This window comes from Collinsella sp. TM10-22 (genome assembly GCF_003466125.1).
GTDB lineage: Bacteria > Actinomycetota > Coriobacteriia > Coriobacteriales > Coriobacteriaceae > Collinsella.
On record NZ_QSOC01000003.1, the window covers coordinates 44,375 to 56,284 of the forward strand.

Genomic DNA, 11,910 nt, shown 5'->3' on the forward strand with positions numbered 1-11,910 from the left:
GCTCGTCTGCGATTCAAACGGTGTAAACGCGAAAAAACGCTTCTTTTATCTTGGGGTAGATTTAATCTTATAAAAGAAAAAAACGGCGATTTCTTTCTTTTATAAGCACTTCCTGTTACCGTAAAAGAAAAAAGTAGGGAGGATTGATGGCATACTGTACTCTCGAAAAAACTTTCTATGCGGACGCTTCGTCCGATCGATATGCAAATGTCGAAGAACTGTATACGTCTAGATTCAATAGCGAATCGACCTATAGAACTGGAATTGAGCTCGAATCGGGCGAGATGTTTCTGTCTGTGCCCCATGAGCTGCTCTATAACACGGAACAAGTGCTTCGCAAGGAGAGAAGGGTGTCTGCCCTTTGGAGGGACCTGCCTATCGTTGCCTTGGGTGCCTACGTTCGCTCCCTCATTATGGATGAGGTTGTGTATAGCAATGAGATTGAGGGTGTGCACAGTACCCGGCGTCAGATTGAGGAGGCTCTCGCCGCCAACGACAAGTCGGCTCATGCACCCTTTGTTGAGTTTGCTCAGTTGTATCTTAATTTGAGCAACAATCCACCTATGCCCCAATCGCTGCAAGACATCAGGCGGATATACGACTCGGTAGTTGCGGATGCGATATCCCCCGAAGACCTACCGGGGGATGGTCTGTTTCGGTCCGGGCCGGTCGAGATACTCAATCAGCATGGGAAGACAGTCCACAAAGGGGTTTACCCGCCTCAGAAAATCGAAGAGATGATGAGCGCGTGGCTCGGCCTTTCTCAACGTGAGGACATTCCCGAGCTGTATGCTGCGGCACTGTGTCACTTTCTGTTCGGTTATATTCACCCCTTCTTTGATGGCAATGGAAGAACCGGCAGGTATCTGCTTGCTTTGCAGTTGAGCAGACCGCTGTCTCAGCCGACCGTTCTATCGTTATCTCGCGTGATTGCAGAAAACAAGGCAACGTATTATCGCGCATTCGATGCGGTCGAGCGCCCATTAAACAGATCGGATGCAACAAGCTTCGTCATTGCTATTCTGGATTTGATTTCGGACGCGCAAGATGGGCTCATCGCGAATCTTGAGGAGAAGAAGCGCGCTCTAGATGGCCTATTTGAGTGCGTGCATAATCTGGAAGGGGAGTTCAGCAAGAGGCAGCTCGAGGCGCTTTGTTACGCGGCGCAGATTCATCTTTACAGCATTTTTGGGGAAATCAGGCTCGATGGGCTGCGAGAATACCTGGATGTATCACTGCCGACGGCTCGAAACTGCGCGAAAGAGCTTGAGAGGCTGGAGTTAATGTCTAGGGTCTCACAGCGACCTCCTATTTATAAGTTGACGGATGTGGGTGCCGAGCTTTTGGGCATTGGGTAACGGAAAAAAGAAACGTGCCCCTCTTTCAGATGGGTCAAACAGGAGTCCCTTAAAAGAAAGAAATCGTCAATTCTTTCTTTTAAGGGGTTTACTGCAGGGTGTGGAGAGGGCCCTGTAATCGAACCTTTATAAAGTGGGATCGCGTGTTGCGCGCATTTCTCCTCATGCCCATTCCGTTGAGTTTCCGCGCTTGGAATAAAACCGTAGGAAAATGATGGCGTTTGGAAGGGGGTCAACATGCCCAACAACGATTACCCGTTTCAAAACGAAAATGCGCCATCTGGCGATTACCCGTCTGCCGACAAGACGGTGGTGAATAACCCCTACGCAGATTCTTGGCCTGCGGGGCTGCAGCCTGATCCATACACCAGCCCTCAAGCAGCGACTCCGCAGCCGAGCCCCTACGAGTCTCCTAATGTTCAGGACGGCCAGGTTGCATCGCCAGGCAGCACGGCTCCACAACACCGCATCATGCAGGATGCTCCAACGGTGCAAATGCGTCGCCCGCCCACATCTCGGCAGAATCTTCCTGCAGATCAGGCAGCATATGGGCAGCGTGGTCAGCAGCCATATCCGTCGGCCTACGATCCTGACACCTATGACCCGTCTCCGGCAAAACCCGAGCGCCCCACACGCAAGACGTCTCAGCAGCTCGCCGAGCCTCAGCCTCGCCGCGGCGCATCTGCGCTCCGCTGGATCGCGCGTATCTTGTGCCTCGGCCTGCTTGTTTTCGGGGCGATGACCGTCTACTACCTTACAGAGCAGTCGGTCGCAGACACATCCGCCCTGTCCTCCGGCGCGGGCTCGCTTGCCGAACATGGGGCCTATTTGGTGCAGGCTGGGCTGATTCCGGCCTTCGAGGACGATCCAATCAAATGGACGGCCGCTCACATCCTGCTGCTTTCTGTGAAGTTCTCTAACCATGGTCTATCCGTTCGCCAGCAGGCGCACGTGGTCGAATTTGCCATTTTGGGCGGAGTGATAGCCCTCAACGTGCTCGCCTGGATGTCTGGATGGGCGCACCGTCGCAGCCGTCGAGGCCACATTCGTATATGGAGAACGTGGCTCATGTACGCCCTGACTATCCTGGCCTGCGCGGCGGCGTCGTTTGCCGACCAGTATCACAAGCTGTATGTGCCTGGTCGTCACTTCGACAAGCTCGATTTGTTTCTGGATGCCTCAGGCTACATCACGGCTGTTACCTGCGTCTTTATAGCTTGGAGTATTGGCTCATTCGTGTACCGCCTCATTTTTCAAAACAAATTTGAAAAAAAGTTGTTGACGCGCCACCGACCTCTGGGCTATATTAATCCCCGCGATGGACCTGTAGCTCAGTTGGTTAGAGCGTCCGGCTGATAACCGGGAGGTCACAAGTTCGAATCTTGTCAGGTCCACCACTTTCTTTCGCAATAAACACCCCAGCGAGAGCCGAGTCGCCGCTGGGGTGTTTATTACTGTCTCCGTGGGGGTTTAGCTCAGCTGGGAGAGCGCGGGCTTTGCAAGCCTGAGGTCAGGGGTTCGATCCCCCTAACCTCCACCATGATGGACCTGTAGCTCAGTTGGTTAGAGCGTCCGGCTGATAACCGGGAGGTCACAAGTTCGAATCTTGTCAGGTCCACCATCAAAACTGTGAAGAGCCTCGGGGCAATTGCCTCGGGGCTCTTTTCTTACCTACTGAAAGTAGTCAAAAAAGCCCCGTCCCTAATTAACTACTTTAATTTTGTGTGCTGTGCGAAAGATTGGGTAGTATAGCTATTCAATGCGGCGAAGATGCCGTGTGTTAATCGCTACGTACCGGAGGTGTTCCATGGTTCGTGTCGACATAGAGACCATCGTCATGGCCGCCGGTCCCGTGCCATCGCTTATCGTGCTTCGCGAGCGCTGCAGCAAATCGGACTCGCCCGCGCCGCTGCGTTCCCTTTCCATTCAGACTGGTTCGTTTGAAGCTGCTGCCATCAGCCGCGGCATCGATAGCGGCCGCGCCGAGCGCCCGATTACCCATGACCTGCTGCTCGATACTGTTGGCGCCCTGGGCGCCAAACTCGAGCGCATCGAGATCGTCCGCGCCGAGCCGCCGGTGTTTTACGCGACGATCGTCGTGCTGGCCGATGGCGAGGAGCGTAAGATCGACGCCCGCCCCAGTGATGCCATTGCCCTTGCCGTGCGCAGCAATGCTCCCATGTTTGTGGAGGACGACATCATGAATCGCCTGGGCACTCTTTCTACCCACGCCGAGGAAGTCGACGACGAGCGGGAGTTCGAGAAGTTCGACGAGTTCGTCCATACGCTCTCCCCCGATGACTTCTAAATGCGGGGCGTCCAGGTTGCGGAGCGTTCGCTGATGGCCGGCGGCATGTCGGCCGAGGCGGCCGCCATCGCGCGTGAAGCCCAGATGCGCTCAGAGGCTTTTGAGGCGGCTCGCATTGTCTATGTGACGCAGGCCCGCACGCTTCGCGAGCGCCGCGGCTCGTTTATCAAGATGGTCGTCATCTCCGCCCTTGTCGCGGCAATCTGCTCGCGCCTTCGTGGTACAGTTGGTGCGCTTGGGTTTTCGATCTCTACGGGCCTGGTGATCTGGGGCGTGGTCGACGCGGTGATGCTGACCAGTCAGATCAAGGTGCTCGACAAGCGCGCGATGGATATGATGCGCGCCCGCGACGCTGCCGCCAAGATCGCCGCCGAGGCACAGGAACTGTAACGACTCCGGACTCGATGGGAAGGTCTAAAGATGGCACAGGATATGCAGGACGCCGGTAACGTCTCCGCCGAGCTCGACGCCATGGTGTGCGATCTGATTGGCGCCTTCTTGGACGACCTGGCCGCGGGCGAAAACCCTGGCGTGGTTGTGGCAATTGAGGACGCCACTTCCAACCGTTATCTTGCCGCGCTCGACGAGGATGGCGAGGAGGCATGCCTGGAGGCTGCCACCAACTTTATCTCCGAGCACAAGATGGGTCTTAAGGACGAGGGCCTGGGCCGTATCGCCCGCTATGCTATCGGCTATACCGGCTGCGTCGAGATTGACGGCGGCTATCACGACGCCCTGCTCGTGAGCTTCTTCGAAACCACGCTCGAGAGCGGTTTTTCGGCATACGTGCTGTATGAGGGCATGGGTGCCGGCGATGGTTTTATGTGGAGCGACCCTGAACCTGCAGGTGAGGAAACCCCTCTTATCTAAAATCGCTAAAATAAACGAGTTTTCGGTAAAAGGCTCAATATTCTCGCTGAGCGTTGTATCGCTGGGCGGGCCGCATACGCGTGCCGTTTGTATATGGATAGAAGATAGGGGAACTACATGCGCGTAGACAATCTGAGGAACATCGCCATCATCGCCCACGTCGACCACGGCAAGACGACGATGGTCGACAAGCTCCTGCGTGCCACGGACGCTTTCCGTGCCAACCAGCAGGTCGAGGACCGCGTCCTGGACTCGAACGACCAGGAGCGCGAGCGCGGCATTACGATTCTCGCCAAGAACATCTCTATCGAGTACAAGGACGTTAAGATCAACGTCATCGACACCCCGGGCCACGCCGACTTTGGCGGCGAGGTCGAGCGCGTGCTGCGTATGGCCGACGGCGCCCTGCTGCTGGTCGACGCTTTTGAGGGTCCCATGCCCCAGACCCGCTTCGTGCTGCGTCACGCTATCGACACCGGCCTTAAGATCATGATCGTCATCAACAAGATCGATCGTCCGGGCGCTAACCCCGAGAAGGCCTACAACGACTGCCTCGACCTTATGGCAGACCTGGGCGCTACCGACGACCAGCTCGAGTTTGCCATGGAGCACGTTATCTACGCCAGCGGCGTCAACGGCTTTGCCCGTCATGACCCTGAGGACGGCAACATGGACATGTACCCGCTGCTCGACATGATCATCGACGACATGCCCGCGCCCGAGGTTGACGAGAACGCCCCGCTGGCCATGCAGTGTGTGACCATCGACCACTCCAACTTCGTTGGCCGTATCGGCATCGGTCGCGTGTATTCCGGCGCCATCCATCAGGGCGACCAGATTCTGGTTGTGAAGAACGACGGCTCCAGCGCCACCGCTACCGTCAAGCAGCTCTTTACCTTCGACTACCTGGGCCGTACCGAGTGCCAGGAAGTCGGCGCCGGCGATATCGCCGCTGTCGTGGGTATTGACCGCACCGATATCGGCGATGTCTACACCGATCCCGAGAACCCCGTCGAGCTCGAGCCCATCGAGATTGACCCGCCGACCCTGTCCATCGTCTTTGAGGCTTCGACCTCCCCGCTCGTCGGCCGCGACGGCGACATCGTGGGCGCCCGTCAGCTTAAGGAGCGCCTGTTCAACGAGGCCGAGAACAACGTGACCATGAAGATCGAGGAGCTCGAGGACAAGAGCGGCGTCGAGGTCTCGGGCCGCGGCATCCTGCATCTGTCCGTTCTGATGGAGTCCATGCGCCGCGAGGGCTTTGAGTTCCAGGTCGGTCGTCCCCGCGTTCTGTTTAAGAAGGACGAGAACGGCAACAAGATGGAGCCTGTCGAGCAGGCCGTCGTCGAGTGCCCGGACGAGTACTCGGGCAAGGTCGTTGAGGTCTTCGGCACCTCCGGTGGCATCATGACGAGCATGGATACCTCGGGCATCGTGACGCATCTCGAGTTCAAGATCCCGACGCGTGGCATCATGGGCCTTAAGAACCGCATCATGAACGTCACCCACGGCGAGGGCGTGTTCTACCACACCTTCCTGGAGTACGGTCCCTACGCCGGCGAGATCGGCAACCGTCAGAACGGTGCCATGATCTCCATGACCACTGAGAAGGCCGTTGCCTATGCTCTGGGTACGCTGCAGGAGCGCGGCCAGCTCTTCGTTGAGCCGGGCACCGAGTGCTACGAGGGCATGATCGTGGGCGAGCGCAGCAAGGCTGGCGACATGGTCGTCAACATCGCCCGTACCAAGAACCTGGGCAACCAGCGTTCCTCGACCTCCGACATCTCCGTTCAGCTGGTGCCGCCTCGTGTCTTCTCGCTGGAGGAGGCGCTGGAGTACATCGCCGACGACGAGCTGGTCGAGATCACTCCCAAGAACATTCGCCTGCGCAAGCGTCTGCTCAACGCAACCGACCGCAAGAAGGCTGCTGTCCGCGCCGGCCAGGTCAACAAATAAGCGCCGGGCTTCATAGCTTTAAATGAAAGGGCGTCGACCGCAATGGTCGTCGCCCTTTTTGGTGCACGTGGATTGAGACGGCCTGCGCCACCACAAAGGTGCCTGTCCCCTTTGTGGTGGTTGGTGGTTAGGCGGTGGGGAGTCCCGGCGTGTTAGCCGGCTGCTGCGGCTTGAGGTGGGCGTTGCGCCAGATGATCTGGATGACGTAGCCGAGTGTGAAGACGAAGGCTACACCGCTGACAAAGTTGCCCATAAGAGGAAGTGCCGTGAGTGCGCCCGCGACGATACCGCCCACGGCGGCCATGGCGTAGCGATTCTGGTTGTGTCCGACCATGCGTGCGATCGCGGTGCCCGTAAATGCCGCCGAGACCAGGGCGATGCCGATGATGCCGCACATGAGGGCACCGGCGAGCGACAGGCCTGCAATCGAGATGATGAGCAGCACGACGGCGGGAATGACGGCAACCGTGCCCAGAAGACCGCTTACCCACAGCGGCGTGGGACGCTGATGCAGCATGCCGGCGGCGCTGGCGGTTGCGCGCGGAAAGACAAGCTCAAGCAGGATGGCGACAAAGCAGGTGGAAAGCGCCGCGGCAACGATGCCGCCGATAATGTCGTTGACCGTAGAGGTGTCCTCGTTTTCGGTTCGGTCGATCTTGAGGGCTCCAACCTGGGCACCCTCTGTCCGCTCGGGATCCTGTGAGACGTGGGCGTTCACCGTGCCGGTGATGCGGGCGTTTTTGCCCAGGATGAGCTTGTCGGCCCAGACCTCAACATCGCCATCGACGGTGCCGTCAATGGTAACGGTGTCGCCGGCGAGCGCCGCCGATTTGGCAGAGCCACGCAGGGCGACCGTCTCGCCCGCCGCGTAAAAACAGTTGGCAGTACTGCCGGTGTTGAGGACGACGTGCTGGCCGGCCACCGTGACGCTGCCATCGATTGTGGTTTTGGCGATATCGATGGTACGCGCCGCCAGGCGAACGGCGCCGCCTACGGTGCAGTCGCGAATCGACAGGCTCTCGCCCGCCGCGATAATATCGCGGCCGATGGAGGCGTCGTCTAGGTTGAGGCTTTGGCCGGCCCAGTACAGGTCGCCTTCGACACCCGACGGAGTTGAGTCAACTTCGGTCGCGAGCACGTTTCCCGCGGTGTCGGTGCTGGCGAACGATGCCGTGGGGAGTGCGGTGAGCGCGAGCGCAATCAGCGCGAATAGGATAGCGATGTGACTCCGCGCTTTGCGGCGCCGGGTTGACGGTACTTGGTTGTAAGGCATAGTGAATCCTTCGTTAGATACTCGACAGGTATCTAACAGGGTACCCAATGCGCAAGCGCTCTAAAAGAACCTGCCGGTTGCATTTCGAAGGGCTGGGCCGTGCTACCTACTTTTTACGGTGCAAAAAGCGTGCGATGTCGTCTTCGGTTGGGCTTTTGATGTCAAAGCGCAGCGATAGCCAACGCAGCCCCATGGTCACGATGACGCATACGACCAGCGCCGCGACATTGCTCATGAGCCCGCTCATGACGAGGCCTACATAGCTTGTCGATCCGGCGATGGCCGCGATGGCATAAAAGTTAGTGCGTTGGAAAATGCCCGGCACCACGCCCATAAAGCCGTCGCGCAGCATGCCGCCGCCCACTGCGGTGAAGAAGCCCATCATGATGCATACGGCGGGCGCAAAGCCGTAGACCAGCGCCTTGTCCGCGCCGGTGGCCGCATAAATGCCGACCGAGATGATGTCGAGCAGGGGAATGAGCTTGTCGGGCTTATCGACGATTGCCGGGAAGATATAGATCATGGCCGCCGTGGCGATGGAGAGCGGTAACGCCATTGGTTGGTTGAGGATATACACGTTGCCGACCTGGAGCGTCATATCGCGCAAGAGACCGCCGCCCAGACCGCAGACCACTGCGAGCGCGACCGCGCCCACCAGATCGAGCTTGTGCTCGCGCGCGACCAGCACGCCCGAGATCGATGCCGCGACAACGGCGAACATCTCGAGCCAAAATGGGATAGCGACCATGGCATCCGAAGCATGTGAAGTAATGGTCATAGCGGCGGCGACGGGCAAGATGGGTCCTTTGAGTTGTAGGTTTGAACAATGCCCGTACATAGTACATGGTTGACGGCGATTGAGACCTTATTGCTCGGCAAACGGTAGGGACTGGGCGCGGGCGTGGCATTGCTGGAATGTCAGGGGTCCAAAACATGTACGTCACCCTCCAAAAACGACATTTTTCGGCATCTTTGGAGGCTGACGTACATGTTTGGATTGGGCCCACAGCATGAATGAGTTGATTTACTCACATCCGGTATATTTCCCCACTTCAACGGACATAAGAGTTGGATACCGGCTCAGAGCGAGAGGCCCTCAATGGACACCCCTGTTCTCATTTCGCATAAAACCGCATGGCTTGTCCATCATGCACCCCAGAATTTGGTTCAGTCTCTTGCGCGGCACGACTACCAGATAGGCGCACAAGGCATTTCCACCCAGCAACGTGTTGCGCGCATACGACAGGCCCTTACCGACTGCGGCATTCCGTCCGATATGCTCAAGACTATCGATATCTCGGTTGTATTCGAATTCGAGCGAATTCGCACCAAAGGCGTCATTTGCCACATGCTTGGACAAAATCTTCCCTACGAGCATATTAACGAGTTGACGCCCGGAGTCTTCATCACCGACGAAGCCTTCACCTTCGTGCTCGCTGCCGAGTGGATGAATAGGATCGAATATCTCGAATATGGCTATGAAGTTTGCGGCGATTATCGCATGAGGCTCAATCCCGCCGACCCTTATACCGAGCAACCAGCCACCACCTCCAAGGATGAAATAATCGAACTGCTCGATCGGCATCCCGGCAAACCCGGTGCCACACGTGCACGGCTCGCGCTCAGGCACATCTACGATCGCTCTGCCTCGCCTATGGAGACCGCTTCGGCAATCGCCCTCTCACTCCCAACAAGCGAAGGCGGCGTTGGCATCCGAGGTATCGAACTCAACAAACCGCTCGAGATCCCTCAACGTCTCTGGCATTGCGCCAAAGCTCGAACACTCAAAATCGATGCGCTCGTTACCTACAAGCGCAGGGAGCTCGGTATCGAATATAAGGGCGGCTTTCACGATGAGTTCGAGCGCAAAGGAGCAGATGCGGAGCGAGAGGCCGTTCTCTCCCAAATGGGATATCGAATCGTTACGCTCACTTCGGCTCAGTTCGGCAGTCAGCTCGCCTTTCACCGCGCCATGAACAACATTCGCGAAGCACTCGGCATGCCTCGCTGTACCGACACCGGGCACCAGTGAGAGCAAAACGAACTACGCAAGGCGCTTATCCGCAACTGGAAAGGCATGCGAGACGAAGAGGCACCTTCCGAATAGTGCCACTCCCGTGAGCTCAATCCAAACGTGTACGTCAGCCTTCAAAGATGTCGAAAAATGTCGGTTTTGGAGGGTGACGTACATGTTTGGGGAAGCGTGGGATCGAGACGTATTTCGATAACAAAAAAGCTCCCATTGCTGGGAGCTTTCTCAACCAAAATGGCGGAGGAGGAGGGATTCGAACCCTCGTGACCTTATACAGGCCAAACGGTTTTCGAGACCGCCGCATTCAACCACTCTGCCACCCCTCCGCGTGGGGTAAAAACAAAGCAGGCTCGAAGGCCTGCTTTGGAATTAACTGGCGGAGAGTCAGGGATTTGAACCCTGGAGACGCTTTTGACGCCTACACGATTTCCAATCGTGCTCCTTCGGCCACTCGGACAACTCTCCGTTAAATGCGAAAGTTAGTATACACGAGGAATCGTAAGGTGCAAACAGAAAAGTTGGCATTTTTTAAAACGCTTGGCCGCGCTTGGCGCTGCAGTGGGGTTTGAGGTTCCGAAAAACGGCTTCCGACCAGCGTGGTTGATCACCTCAATTGTTCAAAAAAGGGTATTCATAAGCGACTTGGCAATGAATTTAAAAATCTTTGGTTGGCGTTGTGGACCACTGGTATGCATTTCGCGACCACAGCGTTGTGCCCGTTGACCTGCGGCTTGGTGCGACTTGTCCCCACGGCGCCGTATCTTGTCCACAGTTCCGTCAAGCATTTGGTCAGCATTTGGTTGGAGGACGCATGAAGTGCCGTGCGAGTATGGGCATATGTGGAGGTCATGAGGTTGTAGCTGCATATTCTTGCAGCCTAGGAGGTTGAAAGATATTATTACCAAGTCTTTTCCTGCTTCAGGCGCACCTTCACGACCTGAAGCCACATTTGCCCAGAGGAGGTGACAATATGAAGGCTTATGAACTGCTGTTCTTTGTTGACCCGTCGCTCGACCCCGAGACTCGTCTCGCTGTTATGAAGCGTATCGATACCACGATCGCTGAGGGCGCTGGCAAGGTCGACTCCGTTGACGAGTGGGGCAAGCGCAAGCTCGCCTACGAGATCAACGACCTCACCGATGGTGACTACACCCTCATCAACTTCCACGCAGATCCTACCCAGATCGCCGAGCTTGATCGCGTCCTGCGCATCACCGACGCTGTGGTCCGCCACATGATCGTCCGTCGCGACGACCAGGAGTAAGACTGTCGTTTTGGACTGGGCTTGTGCCCCAAGAGGAAGTAGTGAGTTATGAGCATCAATCGAGTGAACATCACCGGTAACCTCACCCGCGATCCCGAGCTGCGCGCCACCGCCGGCGGAACCCAGGTTCTGTCCTTTGGCGTCGCTGTGAACGATCGTCGCCGCAACGCGCAGACTGGCGAGTGGGAGGACTATCCCAACTTTGTCGACTGCACTATGTTCGGCACCCGCGCCGAGGCCGTGAGCCGTTTCCTGGCAAAGGGAAACAAGGTCGCGATCGAGGGCAAGCTGCGCTACAGCTCTTGGGAGCGCGACGGCCAGCGCCGGAGCAAGCTTGAGGTCATCGTCGATGAGATCGAGTTTATGAGCTCCCGTGGTGGCCAGGGTGGCTACGATCAGGGCGGTTACGCCCCCGCAGCTCCCGCGCCCACAGCACGTCCTGCCGCACCGGTGGCTACGCCGCCCGCGGTCGACGTCTACGATGAGGACATCCCGTTCTAAGGGTTGTTCACCTATTTTTGAGTGAGAGGCGGCTTCGGTTCGCCGAAGTTGCCAAACGAAAGGTATTTTGACATGGCTAATGATTTTTCTGCACGTCAGCCGCGTCGTAAGTACTGCCAGTTCTGCAAGGAGAACACTGAGTTCATCGACTATAAGGACACTCAGCTTCTCCGTAAGTACATGACCGACCGTGGCAAGATCAAGCCCCGTCGCGTCACTGGCGCTTGCACGCAGCATCAGCATGACATCGCCAACGCCATCAAGCGCGCCCGCGAGATGGCTCTCCTGCCGTACACCGTCCCCGTGGTTTCCTCTCGTGGCAACCGCGACCGCGGCTAAGAAGGGAGA

The 11,910-nt window shown here is 57.3% G+C and carries 12 protein-coding genes and 5 tRNA genes; 13 read left to right on the forward strand and 4 right to left on the reverse strand.

The genetic code is table 11. From position 1 onward, the window contains the following. The first annotated feature begins 146 nt into the window (after window positions 1-146). The 9 genes from DXD94_RS03650 to typA all read left to right on the forward strand — a co-directional run bounded on the left by DXD94_RS03650 (window position 147) and on the right by typA (window position 6,492). Complete coding sequence (locus DXD94_RS03650) at window positions 147-1,358, forward strand: Fic family protein (protein WP_117734806.1); 1,212 nt, start codon at window positions 147-149, stop codon at window positions 1,356-1,358. A gap of 237 nt (window positions 1,359-1,595) precedes the next feature. Then, window positions 1,596-2,714 (forward strand): VanZ family protein, encoded by a 1,119-nt coding sequence (locus tag DXD94_RS09795; protein WP_233540311.1) that lies wholly within the window; start codon window positions 1,596-1,598, stop codon window positions 2,712-2,714. Beyond that, a tRNA-Ile gene (locus DXD94_RS03660) sits at window positions 2,679-2,755 on the forward strand. Before DXD94_RS09795 ends, DXD94_RS03660 begins: the two co-directional genes overlap by 36 nt. Before the next feature lie 67 nt (window positions 2,756-2,822). Continuing rightward, window positions 2,823-2,898: transfer RNA gene (locus DXD94_RS03665), tRNA-Ala, on the forward strand. A gap of 4 nt (window positions 2,899-2,902) precedes the next feature. Continuing rightward, a tRNA-Ile gene (locus DXD94_RS03670) sits at window positions 2,903-2,979 on the forward strand. A gap of 186 nt (window positions 2,980-3,165) precedes the next feature. Continuing rightward, a complete protein-coding gene (locus DXD94_RS03675) occupies window positions 3,166-3,666 on the forward strand; it encodes a bifunctional nuclease family protein (protein WP_117734805.1) in 501 nt (166 codons plus the stop codon). Next, a complete protein-coding gene (locus DXD94_RS03680) occupies window positions 3,667-4,056 on the forward strand; it encodes a hypothetical protein (RefSeq protein ID WP_117763260.1) in 390 nt (129 codons plus the stop codon). 30 nt (window positions 4,057-4,086) lie between these two features. Continuing rightward, window positions 4,087-4,536, forward strand: a complete 450-nt coding sequence (locus tag DXD94_RS03685) for a hypothetical protein (RefSeq protein ID WP_117734803.1) — start codon at window positions 4,087-4,089, stop codon at window positions 4,534-4,536. 117 nt (window positions 4,537-4,653) lie between these two features. Beyond that, the gene (typA, locus tag DXD94_RS03690) at window positions 4,654-6,492 is read left to right on the forward strand and encodes a translational GTPase TypA (RefSeq protein WP_117734802.1); all 1,839 of its coding nucleotides are present in this window, start codon (window positions 4,654-4,656) and stop codon (window positions 6,490-6,492) included. Between the two features lie 127 nt (window positions 6,493-6,619). Here the strand turns inward: typA and DXD94_RS03695 are convergent, their stop codons facing one another. After that, entirely contained in the window at window positions 6,620-7,765 is a 1,146-nt protein-coding gene (locus DXD94_RS03695; protein WP_117734801.1) for a polymer-forming cytoskeletal protein, read from the reverse strand. 106 nt (window positions 7,766-7,871) lie between these two features. Then, window positions 7,872-8,561 (reverse strand): trimeric intracellular cation channel family protein, encoded by a 690-nt coding sequence (locus tag DXD94_RS03700; protein WP_233540312.1) that lies wholly within the window; start codon window positions 8,559-8,561, stop codon window positions 7,872-7,874. Between the two features lie 303 nt (window positions 8,562-8,864). On the opposite strand from DXD94_RS03700, the gene DXD94_RS03705 reads away from it, so the two are divergent. Beyond that, window positions 8,865-9,797, forward strand: coding sequence for a hypothetical protein (locus tag DXD94_RS03705; protein WP_117763262.1), 933 nt, complete (start codon window positions 8,865-8,867; stop codon window positions 9,795-9,797). Between the two features lie 235 nt (window positions 9,798-10,032). Here the strand turns inward: DXD94_RS03705 and DXD94_RS03710 are convergent. Beyond that, window positions 10,033-10,123, reverse strand: a tRNA-Ser gene (locus tag DXD94_RS03710). Window positions 10,124-10,171: 48 nt separating this feature from the next. Beyond that, window positions 10,172-10,262 (reverse strand) — tRNA-Ser (locus tag DXD94_RS03715). A gap of 505 nt (window positions 10,263-10,767) precedes the next feature. Between DXD94_RS03715 and rpsF the strand changes: the two genes are divergently transcribed. The 3 genes from rpsF (at window position 10,768) to rpsR (ending at window position 11,901) form a co-directional block, all read left to right on the forward strand. Further along, window positions 10,768-11,061 (forward strand): 30S ribosomal protein S6, encoded by a 294-nt coding sequence (rpsF, locus tag DXD94_RS03720; protein ID WP_006235831.1) that lies wholly within the window; start codon window positions 10,768-10,770, stop codon window positions 11,059-11,061. A gap of 48 nt (window positions 11,062-11,109) precedes the next feature. Beyond that, window positions 11,110-11,562 (forward strand): single-stranded DNA-binding protein, encoded by a 453-nt coding sequence (locus tag DXD94_RS03725; RefSeq protein WP_117743356.1) that lies wholly within the window; start codon window positions 11,110-11,112, stop codon window positions 11,560-11,562. 72 nt (window positions 11,563-11,634) lie between these two features. Next, the gene (gene rpsR, locus DXD94_RS03730; RefSeq protein WP_006235829.1) at window positions 11,635-11,901 is read left to right on the forward strand and encodes a 30S ribosomal protein S18; all 267 of its coding nucleotides are present in this window, start codon (window positions 11,635-11,637) and stop codon (window positions 11,899-11,901) included. The last annotated feature ends 9 nt before the right edge of the window (window positions 11,902-11,910 follow it).